The organism is Micromonospora sp. CA-248260 (assembly GCF_050942205.1).
GTDB lineage: Bacteria > Actinomycetota > Actinomycetes > Mycobacteriales > Micromonosporaceae > Micromonospora > Micromonospora antibiotica.
This window is the reverse complement of record NZ_CP192021.1, coordinates 2663291-2679725: the sequence shown is the minus strand read 5'-3', so window position 1 is coordinate 2679725 and position 16435 is coordinate 2663291. Positions and strand designations below refer to the sequence as shown.

At 72.6% G+C, this 16435-nt stretch carries 11 protein-coding genes; 2 read left to right on the top strand and 9 right to left on the bottom strand.

Features of this window, described 5'->3' with window-relative positions; all coding sequences use genetic code 11:
• Positions 1–360: 360 nt before the first annotated feature.
• Positions 361–741, top strand: coding sequence for a hypothetical protein (locus ACQP2H_RS11765; protein ID WP_357537315.1), 381 nt, complete (start codon positions 361–363; stop codon positions 739–741).
• Positions 742–835: 94 nt separating this feature from the next.
• Complete coding sequence (locus tag ACQP2H_RS11760) at positions 836–1504, top strand: O-methyltransferase (RefSeq protein ID WP_433232692.1); 669 nt, start codon at positions 836–838, stop codon at positions 1502–1504.
• A 43-nt stretch (positions 1505–1547) separates the two neighbouring features.
• Here ACQP2H_RS11760 and ACQP2H_RS11755 read toward each other — a convergent pair whose 3' ends face one another.
• The 9 genes from ACQP2H_RS11755 to ACQP2H_RS11715 all read right to left on the bottom strand — a co-directional run bounded on the left by ACQP2H_RS11755 (position 1548) and on the right by ACQP2H_RS11715 (position 16296).
• Positions 1548–2657, bottom strand: a complete 1110-nt coding sequence (locus ACQP2H_RS11755; protein ID WP_219460247.1) for an HAD-IIIC family phosphatase — start codon at positions 2655–2657, stop codon at positions 1548–1550.
• 73 nt (positions 2658–2730) lie between these two features.
• A complete protein-coding gene (locus ACQP2H_RS11750; RefSeq protein WP_357537321.1) occupies positions 2731–3864 on the bottom strand; it encodes an acyl-CoA dehydrogenase family protein in 1134 nt (377 codons plus the stop codon).
• Positions 3857–4159: an acyl carrier protein gene (locus ACQP2H_RS11745; protein WP_219460244.1), complete on the bottom strand. Its 303-nt coding sequence runs from the start codon at positions 4157–4159 to the stop codon at positions 3857–3859. Before ACQP2H_RS11745 ends, ACQP2H_RS11750 begins: the two co-directional genes overlap by 8 nt.
• Complete coding sequence (locus tag ACQP2H_RS11740; protein WP_255597531.1) at positions 4159–5049, bottom strand: 3-hydroxyacyl-CoA dehydrogenase family protein; 891 nt, start codon at positions 5047–5049, stop codon at positions 4159–4161. The genes ACQP2H_RS11745 and ACQP2H_RS11740 overlap by 1 nt, the downstream gene beginning before the upstream one ends.
• Positions 5050–5110: 61 nt before the next feature.
• Positions 5111–6301, bottom strand: a complete 1191-nt coding sequence (locus tag ACQP2H_RS11735) for a Rieske 2Fe-2S domain-containing protein (protein WP_433232686.1) — start codon at positions 6299–6301, stop codon at positions 5111–5113.
• A 10-nt stretch (positions 6302–6311) separates the two neighbouring features.
• Positions 6312–7766 carry a cytochrome P450 gene (locus ACQP2H_RS11730; protein WP_433232682.1) on the bottom strand — a complete coding sequence of 485 codons (1455 nt, stop codon included), beginning with the start codon at positions 7764–7766 and terminating at the stop codon, positions 6312–6314.
• Positions 7767–7769: 3 nt separating this feature from the next.
• Positions 7770–8789 (bottom strand): 3-oxoacyl-[acyl-carrier-protein] synthase III C-terminal domain-containing protein, encoded by a 1020-nt coding sequence (locus ACQP2H_RS11725; RefSeq protein WP_363822269.1) that lies wholly within the window; start codon positions 8787–8789, stop codon positions 7770–7772.
• Between the two features lie 17 nt (positions 8790–8806).
• Positions 8807–14797 carry an SDR family oxidoreductase gene (locus ACQP2H_RS11720; protein ID WP_433232679.1) on the bottom strand — a complete coding sequence of 1997 codons (5991 nt, stop codon included), beginning with the start codon at positions 14795–14797 and terminating at the stop codon, positions 8807–8809.
• On the bottom strand, positions 14794–16296 hold the full coding sequence (locus ACQP2H_RS11715) for an acyltransferase domain-containing protein (RefSeq protein ID WP_357537330.1): 1503 nt from the start codon (positions 16294–16296) through the stop codon (positions 14794–14796). The genes ACQP2H_RS11720 and ACQP2H_RS11715 overlap by 4 nt, the downstream gene beginning before the upstream one ends.
• Positions 16297–16435 lie beyond the last annotated feature (139 nt).

Sequence of the window (16435 nt, the reverse complement as noted above, 5' to 3'; positions counted from 1 at the left end):
GCCCTGCCGGACGACGAGCCCACCACGGTACGGCTGACGACCGGTCCCGACGGCGTCACGCTGCGGCATGAGGGAGTACGGGGCCGGCACGCCGTCGCCCTCGGCCTGATCTGGGACCATCTGCTCGACGGCTCCGGGACACTCCCGTGGGTCGAGACCCTGCGGGGGCAGGCCGCCGAGGCGACCGCTCGGGCCGAGAAGGTCCGCCGGCTCCGGGCCGAACAGAAAGCCGCGCGGTGGGGTGGTCCTCCCCCGTCGGATCGGGTCCGCAGACTCTTCGGACACGCGCAGTCCCTGGCGCGGATCGACCGCCGGCTACTCGACCGCATCGACGCGCTGCCCGCCGATCGGCAGCGGGAGGTGGCCTGCTGGTCGGCCCGCCGTGCGATGCGGGTGGCCGGGCTGGAGCAGCTCGGCTGGATCGCCGACGCTCTCGCCGCCGCTGAGGCCGGCCGCCCACTGCCGCGCGCCCTCACCGAGCAGAGTGCTGCCGCCGCGTACCGTCGGCTGACGTCGGACCCCGAGGTGCCCCACACCACGATTTCCCTCTCGCCGGACCCGGTGTTCAGCGCGTTCGGTGTCACCGAGGTGCTTCGGCAGGCTGTCGCATTCCCCGCCCTGGTCGCGCTGGCCAACCACGACCCGCTGGCCGCCACGATCGATACCGTCCGCGATGCGGCGATCGCCCACGGGGACGACCGCGACAACTTCCTCACCGAGGCCCACGCCGCTCTACCCTGAGCTACCCACCGTCCCCGCCGCATTCTCGGGAGCCACCAAAATGGCTTGTGCCACACCTTGAGTACGGCGGCAAATTGTCTCTAAAATTGCTGGCATGGCTAATCAGATCGGGGTCGGCCCGGAGCTTCTGGCCTATGTCCGGGAATTCTCGCTCAGGGAGGACGACGTCCTTCGGGCGTTACGCACGCACACCGGTGAGCTGCCCGGCGGTCAGTCCCTGCAGGTGATGGCCGAGGAGGGACAACTCCTTGCGCTGCTGGTGTCCCTGGTCGGGGCCACGAGGGTGCTGGAGGTGGGCACCTTCACCGGTTACAGCACCCTGTGCATGGCCCGGGCGTTGCCACCGCACGGCCGGGTGGTGACCTGTGACATCAGTGCACGGTGGCCGGAGATCGGTGCCGAGTACTGGCACCGCGCGGGGGTTTCCGACCGCATCGAGGTACGCATCGGCGCGGCCGTCAAAACCCTGGAAAAAATGCTCGACGAAGGCACCGGTGGCAGCTTCGATCTCGTTTTCATCGACGCCGACAAAGCGAACTATCCGCAGTACTACGAATTGGCGGTGCAACTCGTACGCCCCGGTGGACTGGTGGTGGTGGACAACACGCTGTTCTTCGGCCGGGTGGTCGACCCGACCGCCGGTGATCCGGACACCGCCGGGGTACGGCGGGTCAACGCCATGATCCGCGACGACCAACGGGTGGACGTGTGTCTGCTTCCGATGGCCGACGGCATCACGTTGGCCCGCCGGCGGGCCGGCTGACCTCCACACCGCCGCCCGGCCGGTGGGGGCCGGGCGCGGGCGGTCAACCCGCGCCGACGGTCGCCGGGCCGGCCAGGTCGGGGGCGGTCAGCTGGAACGTCGACGGTGCCGGTTGCCGGCGTGCCGCCAGGTGCAGTCGCTGGACGGCCCGGTCGCCGTCGACGGCGATGCGGTCCCGGCATGCGCAGGGCTCCTCGTCGAAGCCGGCGAACCGGTAGGCGATCTCCATCATCCGGTTCCGGTCGTTGGGGCGGAAGTCGGCGATCAGGTGCACGTGGGCTCGGGCGGCCTGGTCCACCAGCCAGGTCAGTAGGACGGTGCCGGTGCCGAAGGACACCACCCGGCACGAGGTGGCGAGCAGCCGCAGGTGCCACACTCCGGGGTGTTTCTCCAGGACCAGCACACCGACCGCGCCGTGCGGCCCGAACCGGTCGGTCAACGTCGTGACCAGGACCTCGTACCGGGGGTCGGCCAACAGGGCCCGCAACGCCTGGTCCGGGTAGTGCACTCCGGTCGCGTTCATCTGGCTGGTCCGCAGGGTCAACTCCTCGACCCGCGACAGGTCCGCGGCGTCGGCGCGCCGGATGCGCATCACCAGTTCCAGCGAGCGCAGGAAGTCCTCCGCCGGGCCGGTGAACCGGGCCTGCTCGTCTGCCCGCCGTTGACCGGCCTGGTACATCTGCCGGCGTCGCCGGGCGTCCACGGTCACCGACGTCGGAGTGAACTCGGGCCGGTCCAACAGGGTTGTGGCGGCGTCGGCGTCGTAGCAGCGTACCTGCGGGAGGTGGAAGGCGACCTCGGCCCGTTCGGCCGGCTGGTCGTCGATGAAGGCGACGGTGCCGAGCGCGAAGCCCAGCCGGTCGGCGATCCGCTGGACCGCGTCGGACTTGCGTCCCCATCCGATCTGCGGTGCCACGAAGTACTCGGCGACACCGAGCGCGCGCAGCCGGGCCCAGGCCGGCTCGTGGTCGTTGCGGCTGCAGACCGACTGGAGGATGCCCCGGGCGTCCAGCCCGGTGATCACCGCCCGGATCGGGTCGGGGAGCACGACCTGTTCGTCCTCCAGCAGGACACCCTGCCAGAGGGTGTCGTCCAGATCCCAGACCAGGCACTTCACGGTCACGGGCGGGACCGTCGGGACGGTGTCGGTCACCTCGACTCCTTCGTGGACTGCCGATCTTGGGCAGTATGGGATGAGTGGGCGGGCGGGCGGCGCGGCGGTGGGGTCACCGGCGGTTCACCGCGTGGTCGGCCAGCATCAGCTGACACATCTCGGTGCTGCCTTCGATGATCTCCATGAGCTTGGCGTCGCGGTACGCCCGGGCGACGGGGTGCCCGTCGACCGCACCGGCCGACGCCAGGATCTGGACCGCGTCGGCGGCGGCCCGGGTGGCGTGCCCGGCGCTGACGTACTTGGCCAGGACGGTGGCGGTGACCACGTCGGGTGAGCCGGTGTCCCAGCAGCGGCTGGCGTGCTCACAGACCCGGGTGGCCACCTGCTCGGCAGCCCACAGGTCGGCCAGGTGCCGGGCGACGAGCTGGTGTCGGGCCAGCGGGCGGCCGAACTGGTGGCGGGAACGGGCGTGTGCGACGGCTGCCGCCACACAGGCCCGCAGGATCCCCACGCACCCCCAGGCGACCGACATCCGGCCGTAGCTCAACGCCGTGGTCACCAGCAGGGACAGCGACTGCCCGCCGGCACCGAGCAGGCTGCTGGCGGGTAGCCGTACCGCGTCGAACCACACGTCGGCGTGGCCGGCGGCCCGGCAGCCCAGCGGATCCGCCCGCCGGTGCACCCGTACCCCCGGGGTGGCCCGGGGCACCACCACGACGGCTCCCTGGTCGCCGAGGCGGGCGAAGACCAGGAGCAGGTCGGCGTGGTCGGCGGCGGTCACCCACACCTTGTGGCCGTCGAGGCGCAGGGTGTCGCCCGTCATGGTGACGGTGGTGGTCATCGCCGACAGGTCGCTGCCCGCCTGCGGTTCGCTGAAGGCCACGGCGGCCGTGTCCGTGGCGGCCAGGCGGGGCAGCAGCGACCTGGCCTGGGTCTGGTCGGCCACCCGTTCGATGGTCCAGGCCGCCATCGCCTGGGAGGTCATGACGCTGCGCAGGGAGCTGCACAGGCTGCCCACCCGGGCGGTGAACTCGCCGCTGTCCAGGCTGCTCCAGCCCGGTCCGCCGTACCCGGTCGGGATCTGGGGGGCGAGCAGGCCGGCGGTGTGGAGTGCGCGCACCACGTCCACGGGTAGCCGGCCCGCCCGGTCCCAGTCGCCCGCCCGGTCGCCGACCAGGCGGGCGACGAGCGTGGCGGCCTGGGCGGGCGTGACGGTGGGCGTGGTGGCGGCGATGGTCTCAGGCACCGTGGTCGCCGGGTTCGCTCGTGCGGAGCCGGTCGACCAGGGCCACCATCCGGCGCACCGTGCGGAAGTTGTCCAACCGCAGGTCGGTGCCGCGTACGGAGACCCCGTACGTCTGCTCCAGGTGTACGACCAACTCCATCGCGAACAGCGACGACAGCCCACCGGTGGCGAAGAGGTCCGTGTCCGGCGGCCAGGTCCGCCCGGTACGCGCCGTCAGGAAGCGCACCAGTTCCGGCGCGGCGGTGTCGACCCGGTCGCCGGTGTCCGACACCTCCTGGTCGGATGGCACAGTCATCACAGGTCTCCCTCGTAGTGGTAGAAACCCCGTCCGCTCTTGCGGCCGAGGTGGCCGGCCTGGACCTTGGTCAGCAGCAGCTCACAGGGGCGGCAGTTCTCGTCGCCGGTGCGTTCGTGCAGCACCCACAGGGAGTCGACCAGGTTGTCCAGGCCGATCAGGTCGGCGGTACGCAGCGGACCGGTCGGATGCCCCAGACATCCCTGCAGGAGTCTGTCGACGGATTCGACGCTCGCCGTGCCGGCGGCCACCACCCGGACCGCACTGTTGATCATCGGGTGCAGGATCCGGCTGGTGACGAAGCCCGGGGCGTCCTCGACCACCACCGACTCCCGGCCCAGGGTGGTGAGCAGCCCGCGTACCGCGTCCAGGGTGTGCGGACCGGTACGCGGGCCGCGGATCACCTCGACGGTCCGGATCAGGTAGGGCGGGTTCATGAAGTGGCTGCCGATCAGGTCTTCCGGTCGTGCCACCGACCGGGCCAGTTCGCCGATGGGGATCGAGGAGGTGTTCGACACCACCGGGATGCCGGGTGCCACCAGGGCGGAGACGTCCGCCAGTACCTTCGCCTTGGCGTTGGGGTCCTCGGTGACCGCCTCGACCACCGCGGTGAAGGTGCCGGTCCGCCCGGTCGGGACGTCCGCGAGGGACAGTCCGACGTCCAGCGGACCGGGTCGGGTGTCCTCCGGTAGGGCACCCATCAGCCGGGCCGTCCGGACCTGCCGGTCGACCCGGTCGGTGGCCTCGGCCAGGCGACGGCGGTCCACGTCGATCATGGACACGGCGATCCCGTGCCCGACCGCCAGTGCGGCGATGCCCGTCCCCATCACTCCCGCGCCCAGCACCACCAGTCGTTGCGCGGCACCCGGCGTTGTGTTCTGCCCCGTCAAGAGGGTCTCCCTTCGTTGCCGCGACGGCACCGGCACGGTTCGCAGGCCACGGCGGCCACGGTCACACCTCGGAGCGGCCGGCCTTCCGTTCGTCGAGGGACGATCCGTTGGCGACCGGCCAACCGTTGACAGCCGACGATCCGTTGACAGCCGGCGAACCGTTGGTGGTGGACGTCCTGGAGGCGGCGGCGTCGGTGGAATCACCGGACGGGGTGGGGTCGGTGTAGAACTGCCGCGCCCACTGCCGGTACCGCCCGATCGGGCCGTCGCCCCGGGCGAGCTTCGGCTGTTCGACGTGCTCCTGGTGGTGCCACATCAGCAGGTCCGCGCCGGTGTCGACCGAGGCCACCCGTTGGGCGATCGCGCCGAGCAGCCGCGCGACGGGCATCGCCGTCGCGCGGGCGGCCCGCTCGGGCAGGAACGGCAGACCGGCAAGCTCCAGCTTGGTGCCGAACCGCAGTTGGATCCGACCGGCGGTGGTGGGGGTCGCGTGCAGCATGACGTGGAGATCGCCCGCGCCGTTGGGCAACCGGGTGCGGGCCGCGATGGTGGCCAGTCCGATCACGGTGAGGGTGTAGGACTGGCGGCTCTGGCGCATGACCGTTCCCCGGGCGGTCGCGGTGACCGTGCTGATCGGCTCCCCCATCACCGGCGTGCCCTCGATGACCAGGTCCCGCAGCCCGTGCAGCGCCGGGAGGTGCCCCCAGTCGAAGGCGTTCTCGATGACGTCCTGCGGGTGACCGGCGATGTCGAAGGTGTTGTGGCTGAAGGGTTGCCGCTCGTCCAGGCCGAAGATCGGCACCTGCCACTGCGGTGCGAGGCCGAGCGCGTGCCGCCACACGTAGATCGACCCGTTGGCCTCGCAGACGGGGAACTGGGTGAGGGTCGCCTTGGGCGGTGGCAGGTCGTACCCGGTCCGTACGCAGGCCCCGGAGGGGTCGAAGGCGAACCGGTGGAAGGGACAGACGATCTCCTCACCGTCGAGTGTTCCACCGACGCCCAGGTGTGCCCCGAGGTGGGGGCAGCGTGGGCGGACCGCCCGCAGCAACCCGCGGGGGGTCCGGTAGACGACCACCTCGCCCCCCATGAGCGGGCGGGTGGTGATGGCCCCGGGGCGGACCTCGTCGGAGAAGGCCACGCAGAACCACCCGTTCGGGTCGGGACGCGTGGGCGGGTGGAGCCGGTCGGCGGGTGCGGCGGTGTGCCGGCGGATCTCACGGTTGCGGAGCAGCTGTTTGACCAGTGATCTCATGGTTGTTCTCCTAGTGGGCGACCGGGCAGGCGTCAGGGCCCGGTCCGGGGGGCGACGGCACGGGTAGGGGCTGCGACGTGGCGACCGGCGGCGCGTCGGTCCCGGAGGGCTCCGTCAGGCGACGCCGCAGCCGCAGGCGCAGCCCTCGGGAGCTGAGGCTGGTTTCCACCTTGGGTCGGAAGGGTTCCTCGCCGACGGGGGACAACTCCCAGCGGGCCGCCACCGCGGTCAGGGCCAGGATCGCCTCGGTGAGCGCGAACTGGTCCCCGATGCACTTGCGGGCGCCGGCGCCGAACGGGACGTAGCCGGTCCGGTCGGGTGAGGTGCCGCGCCAGCGGTCCGGGTCGAAGTGGTCCGGGTCGGCGTACAGGTCGGGCCGCCGGTGAATCAGGTACGGGCTGAGCACGAGGGTGTCGCCGCGGCGTAGCCGTACCCCGTCGAGTTCGGTCTCCTGGGCGACGGTGCGGGTCATCATCCAGGCCGGCGGGTAGAGCCGGAGGGTTTCGGTGACCACCCGGGTCGCCAGGTCGAGCCGGGGCAGGTGTTCGGGGCCGGGGAGCGTGCCTGCCAGGACGGTGTCGGTTTCGGCCTGTAGTGCGTGTTGGATTTCCGGATGGGTGGCCAACAGGTGCAGTGCCCAGGCCAGGGTGATGGCGGTGGTCTCCATGCCGCCGAGGAAGAAGGTGAGGGCCTGGTCGGCCAGTTCGGAGTCGCTGAGCCGCTGCTCGTGGTCACGGCTTTCCACGTCGACGGCCGCGACCAGTGCGGAGAGCAGGTCGGCGTGGTCGGTGGGGTCGGCCCGGCGGGCGGCGACGATCTCGGTGATGGTGGCGAAGAGCCGGCTGCGGGCCTGGTCGTAGCGTCGTTTGGCGGGGGTCGGCAGCCGGCGTAGCAGGGCCGGGGTCATCATCCGGCGGAAGAAGGCGCTGACCACGGTGTTGGTGTCGGCCAGGGCGCGGCGGAGGGTGTCCGCGGGGAGGGACCCGCTGAACATCGTCTCCATGGTGGCCTGGGTGGTCAGCGTCATCATTTCCCGGGTGACGTCGAGCACCTGACCGTCGTGCCAGGAGCCGGCGGTGGCGTGGGAGGCCCGGCCGAACACCGCCGCGTACCCGTGTAGGCGCTGTGGGTGGAACGACGGTTGGCACAGTCGCCGTTGTCGCCGGTGCAGCGGGTACGGGCAGGTGGACAGCCCGTCGCCGATGACCTCCCGAATCCGGTCGTAGATCGGGCCGCCCTTGTCGAAGGTCCGGTCGTTGACGAAGATGTGCCGGGTCAGGGTCGGGTCGCAGATCAGCACCGCGGAGGTCGGGCCCAACCGGACCCGCACCATCCTGGGGTAGCCGGCCAGGGAACGGATGAAGGCCAGTGGATCCCGCAACAGGGGCAACGCGTGTCCGAGGAGCGGTAGTGCGCCTGGTGCCAGGGGAATCGACGCGGTGGTCGTCGTGGTCGTCTCGGTCATGGGTTACCTCGTTCTCCGGTCCGACGTCGTCGCACCGGGCGGTGGGCGGGTGATCTCGAGCAGGGCGGTGGTCCAGCGGAAGCCGAGGCCGAAGCTCACGACGAGGACGTGGTCCCCGACCCGCAGCGCGCCGGTGCGGAACATCCGGTCCAGGGCGAGCAGCACGTCGCAGGGGCCGGCGTGGCCGAGGTGGCGGCCGAAGGTCCAGCTGCTGTCGGTGGCGCGGCGGTGCAGCGGGGGTCCGGAGAGCACCAGGTCGAGCACGGCTGACCCGATCGCGATGGCCACCACGTGCGAGATGTCGGCCGCGGCCAGGCCGGTCTCGTCGAGGACGGTGTCGACACAGTGGCGGGTGCGGCGTTGCAGCGCCCCGATGTGCGGCAGGAGTCCGGTCTGTTCGGCGAGGAACCGTCGGCCGTCGCCGGCGGCGGTGCCCCGCTCACCGGCGCGGGTCAGCACCTCCAGCTCCGGTTCGGTGGCCTGCGCGGTGGCCAGCAGCCGGGCGAAGCCGGTGCCCCGGGTGAGTACCGCGGCGGCGCCGGCGTCACCGGCGACGTAGCCGATGTCGCGGACGTGGCCCCACCGCTGGTGGGGGAAGCGGGCTCCGGCGGTGACCAGGGCCGCCGGGGCGGTGGGTTGGGCGGTGAGGTGTTCGGCGGCGGTCACCAGGGCGGCCGCGCCGCCGTCACTGGCCGCGCCGACCTCGATGCCGGTGGTACGGGTGGCTCCGAGGACCCGCAGCAGGTACGGCGCGGGCGTGTAGTGGTCCTCGTCCTGGAAGGTGGCGTGGGCCAGCAGGCTCACATCGGCGCTGGGGACCTCGGCGTGGCGCAGGGCCAGCAGGGCGGCCCGGGCCGCCATCTGGGTGGCGGTCTCCCCGGTCGAGACTGCCGCCGAGGTGAACCCGTTGGCCGCCGCCATGGACGACGGACCGGCCTGGGTGCCGCCCCACGGGTCGTGCTCAGGTCGGATCGGGGGTATCCAGGAACCGGTTCCGGCGATCGTGATGTCGTGCCACAACACCGCTGTCTCCTCGACTGTCAGGGAAGAGCCGGCTGGGGGATGTCGGCGTGCGGCCGGATCAACCTCCCGCTGTGGTCGGTGGCGTGCGCGCTGACCCCGGTGATGCGGGCCAGGACGTGGCCGTCCGTGGTCGACGCGGTCAACGCGCCGTCGGCGAACCGGCAGTGCAGCCGGATCGTCGGGTGCGCGGCGCTGAGCTGGCAGTCGTTGCCCGGTCCGCCGAGGTCCACCGCCTCGATGCCGGCCATCGGGCCGACCAGTGGTGGCCGGTCGCCGGGTGGCGGCAGGAGCAGCAGGTGCACCATCGCGTCCAGCAGGATCGCCGGTACGGTCATCCCGGCCAGGGCCGGGTTCCACGCCTCGTGGTCCAGGCGGAACGTGGCGCTCGTGCCGTCCGGTCCACGGGCGTACTCGCCGGTTCCGGCGAACGGGCCGCTGAGGGTGATCGGCAGGTCGGCGGAGTAGACCGGCATGGTGAAGTCCGGTTCGGGGCGGTGTGTCACCTGGTCGGTCGGCGCGGGCAGTGTGGGGTGCCGGTCGGCCAGCATGACGGTCGTCTCGCAGAGCAGGTCGTTGAAGCGCAGGATCTTGCCGTTGCGGCCGACCCGGTTGGTGGTGATGCGGACTGCCACCACGGCCCGGTCCGGGGACCGGTCGGTGAGTTGGGCCTCCACGGTGATGGTGCGGGGTGGTCCGGCGGACCTGACCGTCACCGACGTCCGGCAGACCAGGTCCCGGAATCCGGTGACGACGAGGTCGGGGCAGAGGTGTCCGGCGGCGCCGGCGGCGGCCTCGAGGGCGAAGGTGCCGGGGAGGACGTACTCCCCGTTGACCCGGTGGTGGCGCATCCACCGGCCGTCCTGTTCGGCGAGGGTGTGTGGTTCCCAGGTTTTGGTGAACACCGCCCAGCGGCGGCCGCGCAGCAGTACGCCGTCGAGCAGCGGCGTGGCCAGGGAGGGGTCCGGTGGGGTCGGTGGTGGTGCGTCGGGTACGGGCAGTGGCAGCCGGCCGCTGGTGGTGTCGGTGCTGATTCCCCGCTGCCCCAGCAGTACGCGTTCCTCCTGCCGGAGGTAGAAGACCGCCGCCCCGCTGCCGGGCCGGGTCACCGCATCGAGGAACTGGGCGGCGCCCTGCCGGCTGCTGATGTAGGCGTCCATCCGGTTGCGGCGCAGGGTTTCCTGCATGGCGGTGCTGCTGGCGACGCCGACCTCCCGCCAGCCGCTCCAGAGGATGGCGAGTTCGCGGTGTCCCTCGGGTGCGTGTCGGTCGGCCCAGGCGCTCGCGTACGCCAGGTATTCGTTGACGGCGCAGTAGTCGACGTCTCCGGGGGCGGGGGCGAGGGTGGCCAGGGTGCTGAAGTTGCACCAGGTCCGGGGCGGCCGGCCGGCCAGGGCGCGTTTGAGGTTGCGGTAGCCGGTGGCTTTGGTGGCCCGTACCGCCCGGAAGTCGGCAAGGGTCTTCGCGTGCAGTGCCCGGGAGCGCAGGTCGAGGACGGTGTTGACGAGCAGGTCGATGCGTCCGTGCCGGTCGATGACTTCGTCGAGGACGGCTTGGGTGCGGTCCGCGTCGAGGACGTCGCACACCCGGTGGTGGACCCGGTCCGGGCCGCAGAGTTCGGCGAGCCGGTTCACGGTGCGGCGTACCTCCAGGCGGGCCTGGGCGCGTTCGTAGCTGGTCTTGAGTTCCCGCACCGACGCGTCGGGGTGTTCCCGGCGTCCGGCGGCGATGAACTCGGCCTGGGGTGGCAGTTCGTCGTCGGTCTCGGGTAGCGGGGTGCGGCCGACGAGGTACAGGTGGGGCCGGTCGGTGGTGCGGGCCACGGCGTCGAGGAGTTCGGGGGTGATGCCGCGGGCGCCACCGAAGGCGACCACGATCGCTCCGGGTGGCAGGGCGGGTTCTGCCGTGTGGTGTGGTCGGGTCTCGTCGTCGCCGACGGCCAGTTCGGACCAGGTCTGCCCGTGGCAGGCCAGGGTGTGCGTCGGCACCCGGGCGGTCGCCGCCCGGGCCAGCTGTGCCAGCGCGGTCGGGGCTTGCGACGCGTCGGTGATCAGGGTGTTCCCGCTGCACTGCGGGACCTCGGCCCGTACCGAGCGGACGAGTCCGCTGAACAGACCGGCGAGCGGGTGGGTCGTTCCCTGCGGCAGGGCGGCGAGCAGCAACGCGGCGAGCGACCCGCCGGCGCGCAGCGCGGGCAGTGCGGCCTGGATGGTGGTGAACGCCAGGTCCTGGAGGTCCTCCGACCGGGCGGCCTGGGTGTCGTCGGCGCCGTCGTCGGGGGTTTCGAGCCGGGTGAGGATCCGGATGTGGCGTGGGACGAACGGCAGGTCGGCCAGCGCGTCGGCGGCGGCGTCGGGTGGTACGTGGGTGGCGGCGTCGACTCCTGGCTGCGGTGACCAGACGGCGATGTCCGGTCCGGTGACCGCGGCGGCGAGGTCTGCGGCGTCGGTGAGCACGATGCTCCCGGCGGGGATCGCCGGCCCGTCCGGGTCGGGTGGGGTCAGGGGGCGTAGGTGGAGGGTCTGCCGGCGGCCGATCGGCTGTTCGGCCGGTTCCGGGACGGGCCTGCTCGGGTCCGGGTCGGGACCGGCCGGCCTGGTGAACCGGATCGTGGGTGATCCGGGGGCGGCCGGGGACACGACGGTGTCGGTGCCGGTGACGACGGCCCGGAGCACCGCCATCAGGGCGTCGAGGGCCAGGTAGGTGCGGTCGGTGCCGGCCGGTGCGGGCAGGGTGTGCGCCGGGTCGTCGGCGGTGCCCCCGGGTGCGGTGCCGAGGGTGCCCAGGATGGGCAGGCCGTGTTCCCGGGCGGTGGAGCGGCGGGCGACGGCGACGACGGCGGCGCCCTCGGCGACCGACCGGCCTGCCGGTACGAGGCTGTCCAGGTGCCGGTCCCATCCGCTGATCGGTCGCAGGCTGACCGCGCCGACGAGGGCCAGGTCGCAGGCCCGGTGGCGGAGTTGACGCAGGGCCAGGTCGAGGGCGCTGTGGGCGGAGTCGCGGTGGGCGTAGACGCTGGTGCCGAAGCCCCGCAGGTCGTAGTAGTTGGCGGCCCGGCCGGACAGGATGCAGGAGACGGCGCCGGTGAAGTCGTCCTCGTTGAGCTCGTCGGGTATGACGTCGCCGGCGTCGGCGAGTGCCTTGGCGAGGTACTCCCGCAGGGTCTGGGCCTGCCCGGGGTCGGGTAGCAGGTCGAACGTCGAGGCGCACTCCTGTGCGTGCACCCGTAGGGCGGCGCGGGCGTTGTGCGTGGTCGGCAGGCTCGCCCCCACCAGGATCGCGGTGGTGGGTCGCAGTGTGGTTCCCGGTTCGCCGAGGTCGGCCAGGAGCGGCCCGAGGGCTTGGAGCATCATCAGGTGGGCGGGGTCCATGTGCCGCATCGTCCGGGGTGGGATCCGCACGTCGAGGGGGGACGGCAGCGGGTACGGGCTGCCGAAGCTGAGCTGCGGGGCCGGGCCGTCGCCGGCGAGCCAGCCGGGCACCCGGTCGCGGTCCAGGCCGGGCAGGTGGGTGCTCCAGCCCACCACGACCAGGTCCTCGGTGTCCGGGGTGCGGTCGGGCACCGACGGTCGGGGCGCGGGTCGGGTCGACGGCACCCGGTCGGCGAGCACCACGTGGGCGTCGGCTCCCCCGAGGCCGAACGAGGACACCCCGACCATCCGGGGGCGGGCCTCGTCGACGGGCCAGGGCGCATCGGTGACGGGCACCGTCAGGCGGGTGCCGTCGCCCAGCAGCGGGTGGGGATCGGTGACCACGGTGTGGCCGGGAATCGTGCGGTGGGCGAGGGCGACCAGTGCGTGCGCCACCGACACCAGCCCGGCCAGGACACCGGTGTGGCCGAAGACCTGTTTGTTCGACGTCAACAGGCACGGTCGGTCCCGCTCGCCGAGTCGTGACAGCAGGGAGCGTAGTTCCACCTCGTCGCCGACGGGGGTGCCGGTGCCGTGGGCCACCACCCAGTCCACGTCGGAGGCGTCGACGCGGGCGTCGGCCCAGGCCCGGCCGATCGCGAGTTCCTGTCCCCGGGTGGCCGGGGCGTGGATGCCCTTGCCGCGGCCGTCGGCGGCCAGTCCGGTGCCGAGGACGACGCCGTGGATGTGGTCGCCGTCGGCCACCGCGCGGGCGTACGGTTTCAGCGCGAGCATGACGGCGCCCTCACCGATCAGGGTCCCGTCGGCCGCCTGGTCGAAGGGGCGGATCCGGCCGCTGACGGTGATTCCCTGGGCCCGGCAGAACAGCGTGAAGCCGATCGGTTCGATCACCGACGTGCCGCCGACCAGCGCCACGTCACAGCTTCCCTCGCGGAGGGCCTTGACGGCGGCGTCGAGACAGAACAGGCCGGTGGCGCAGGCCGCGTCGAGGGTCAGGTGTTGGGCGTCGTCCGGGATCAGGCCGCGTAGCGCGTTGCGGGAGACTGAGGCGGGCAGGTAGGCCAGCGGGTTGCCGCCGTCGCCGCCGTAGTGGGCGCTGATGGCGTGGTCGGCGAGTTCGGCCAGCCAGTCGTCGCCGCCGCTGCTCTGGATGGCGTCGCGGATCAGGCGTTGGTACTCGTCGCCGAGGACGACGCCCTGGGTGCCGAGCCCGGTCTGGTCGTGGATGCCGGTGGTCGCCGCCAGCCACCGGTCGCCGGACCGGCGGTGTACTCCGGCCAGGGCCTGGACGGTGCAGTGTCGGAGCCATCGGGTGGTGCGTGGCCAGCCGGGGTGTTCCAGGAACCCGTCGGGTTCGGTGATCGAGGCGGGGTCGGGGACGAAGCCCTGCACGTAGCCGGCTTCCCGGATGTAGAAGCTGTCGGTCTCCGCCGCGCTGGCCGACCAGAAGTGCCGCAGGTCGAACGCGGACGGTTCGCTGGCCAGCAGGGCGCCCTCCCGGAGCCGGTCGTAGAGGTCGGCGGGGTTGTTGGTGCCGGGCAGGACCACCCCGAGGCCGACCACCGCGATGGCGTCCGGGTCGTGCCCGCCGGGGCCGGGGCCGACCTCCGGTCGGCGCGGCTGCGGGTCGCGCACCGGACGTGGTGTCGCGGCCGGGGCCGGTTCGGGCACGGCGACGGCCTCGGGTACGGCGGCGGCCTCGGGTACGGCGGCGGCCTCGGGTACGGCGGCGGCCTCGGGTACGGCGGCGGCCTCGGTGGTCGCGGGGTGCGTCTCGGGTGCCGTGGCTGCTGCGGTGGGGCGGACCGGTGGGGTGCGGGTGGGCACACCGACCTGCGCGGCGAGTTTGCTGTGCAGTCGCAGGCTCTGCATGCCGCCGATGCTGATGCCGCCGTCGGCGACGAGGGTCTGCCCGGTGATGAATCCGGTGTCCGGGTGCAGGAGGTGGACGAGCAGCCGGGCCGCTTCGGGGGTAGAGATGGTGCGGCGCATCAGGTCGCTGGTGCGCGGCGAGTCTCCGAGCGCGGCGGCCGGGTCGTCGAGGTTGACGACGATCTCGCTGGCCACGGAGCCCAGCAGCACGGTGTTGACCCGGATGTCCTGGTCGGCCAGTTCCAGTGCCAGGTACCGGACCATGGATTCCAGGGCGGCCTTGGTGACGCCGCCGGGGCCGTACCCGGGGACCGGCTGGTGGGCGCCGACGCTGGACAGGCAGAGGATGCCTGCTCCCGGGCGGCCCACCATCAGCTCGGCCGCCCGGCGGGAGCAGTGGTAGGCGCCCATGACGTTGGTGGACCAGGCCCGCTGCCAGTACGTGTCGTCGACGTCGAACAGGGGCAGGAACGCCCCTCCGGCCGCGTTGTTGACGAGGAAGTCGAGGCCGCCGTGCCGCTGCCGGACCAGGTCGAACATCTTGTCGATCTCGGTGCGTTTGGCCACCGAGGCCCGGATGAACTCCGCGCTGAGGCCGGCCTGCGCCAGCTCGGCGCGCAGCAGTTCGGCCTGCTCGACGGAGTGGAAGTAGTTGACGATGACGTGTGCGCCGCAGGTGGCCAGTCGACGGACGATGTCCGCGCCGAGGCTCTTGGCCGCGCCGGTCACCAACGCGATCCGACCGTGCAGGCTTGGTGTGTCGGTCATCGGGCGGTCGCCTCCCCCCGGGCCTGGACGACGGCCTGCGCGATCCGCCCCAGGGTGCCGACGGTCAGCAGGGAGGTGTTGGCCCGCAGGTCCGGCAGGCCGTACCGGTCGGCGACCCGGCCGAGGAGGGCGACCTGCTTGAGTGACTCCACGCCCAGGTCGGATTCCAGGCCGTCGTCGTCGCCGAGCAGCTCCGGCGGATAGCCCAGGTAGTCGCCGTACAGGGCCCGGATCTCGTTCAGCACCACCGCGTACCGCCCCTCGGTGTCCGATGTGGAGACTGAGGGGGCCACCGTGGCTGGGGAGGCCGGTGCGACCGGTGACTGCGGGGTCGGCGGTGCCAGGACGGACGGGATAGGGGGTGCGGCCGGGGCGCTTGGGGCCGCCGGGACGACCGGCACCGCCGGGACGGCTGGGGCGGGTGCGGTCGCCACGGGTGGCGGCACCACGACGGGGGGAGCCGGTCGCGGCGGCGTCGGTGGCGCGGACGTGACGGGTGGAGGGGCCGCCAGGACAGGCGGCGACGCTGGCGTCCGTACCTGCGGTGACATCGTCTCGGTGCGGCCGGCGACCAGCGCCCGGACCGCCGCGACCGGGTCGTGTTCGCTCAGCGGCACCACCGAATGGATGCCCGGGACCGACGCCTCGACGAACCGGGTGACTACCGGCCACTCCCCGCATTCGATGAACGTGTCCGCACCGGCGGCGTGCAGGGCACGCACCGTGTGCAACATCCTCACCTGGGCGGTGAGCGCGCCGGCGACCAGCTCGACCGGGTCCTCGTCGCCGATGTCCCGGCCCAGCCACGGTGAGGACACCCGCCACCGTCCACCGCCGTAGGACACCCGGGGGGCGGTGGCCAGCAGGTCCCGGGCGGCCTGCGCGACCGCCGGGGTGTGGGTGGGATGCGGAACGTCGAGGCGGACACTCGGCCAGCCGAGCGCCTCGGCCACCCGCTCCGCCTCGTCGATCTGCCGCCGCGGACCGCTGAGGACGCTCTGCCGGGGTGTGTTCTCGCAGGCCAGCACCAGGTGTGGGTGGCCGATCAGCCCGGCGAGTGACTCCGCGCGGCGGCCGTCCACCCCGACGGCGAGCATCGTGCCCGGCCACGCCTGCCGGGTCAGTGCCCGGGACCTGGCCACCGCCAGGCGCGCGGCGTCGCCGACCGACACGTGTCCGGCGGCGGCCAGGGCCCAGAGTTCCCCGATGCTCTGTCCGACGATCGCCACCGGTTCGACGCCCTCGGCGAGGAGCAGGTGGTACGTGGCGAGGCTGACCGCGAAGATCTCCAGGTACTGCACCTCGGGGCTGTAGGGGCGTTCGCCGGCCACGTCCTCGATCAGGCGGGTGCTGATGTCGGGCAACCCCAGTTCCCGGGCCGCCTTGTCGATGCGGGTCAGTGCCTCCCGTACCGTCTCGTAGCGGCTGTGCAGGTCACGCAGGATGCCCGTACGGGGAGCAGCCACTGTGCCGGGCATGACGAAGACAGAATCCACCATGTGCGTCACCCTCGTTTCCGTCCCGGTGAACGGGCTCTGGCGCGCCGTGACGGCGCAGGGACAATCGACGACGTGCGACCTGCGGGTCCGGTGTGCCCTGCCGTCACCCCCGGCCCGGGCCGCCCGGCCGGGCAGGTTC

Bases quoted from the DNA above. Each gene is read 5' to 3' on its own strand.
- ACQP2H_RS11745 (WP_219460244.1), bottom strand. From the start codon at position 4,159: ATGACTGTGCCATCCGACCAGGAGGTGTCGGACACCGGCGACCGGGTC.
- ACQP2H_RS11760 (WP_433232692.1), top strand. From the start codon at position 836: ATGGCTAATCAGATCGGGGTCGGCCCGGAGCTTCTGGCCTATGTCCGG.
- ACQP2H_RS11720 (WP_433232679.1), bottom strand. From the start codon at position 14,797: ATGACCGACACACCAAGCCTGCACGGTCGGATCGCGTTGGTGACCGGC.
- ACQP2H_RS11735 (WP_433232686.1), bottom strand. From the start codon at position 6,301: ATGAGATCACTGGTCAAACAGCTGCTCCGCAACCGTGAGATCCGCCGG.
- ACQP2H_RS11730 (WP_433232682.1), bottom strand. From the start codon at position 7,766: ATGACCGAGACGACCACGACGACCACCGCGTCGATTCCCCTGGCACCA.
- ACQP2H_RS11715 (WP_357537330.1), bottom strand. From the start codon at position 16,296: ATGGTGGATTCTGTCTTCGTCATGCCCGGCACAGTGGCTGCTCCCCGT.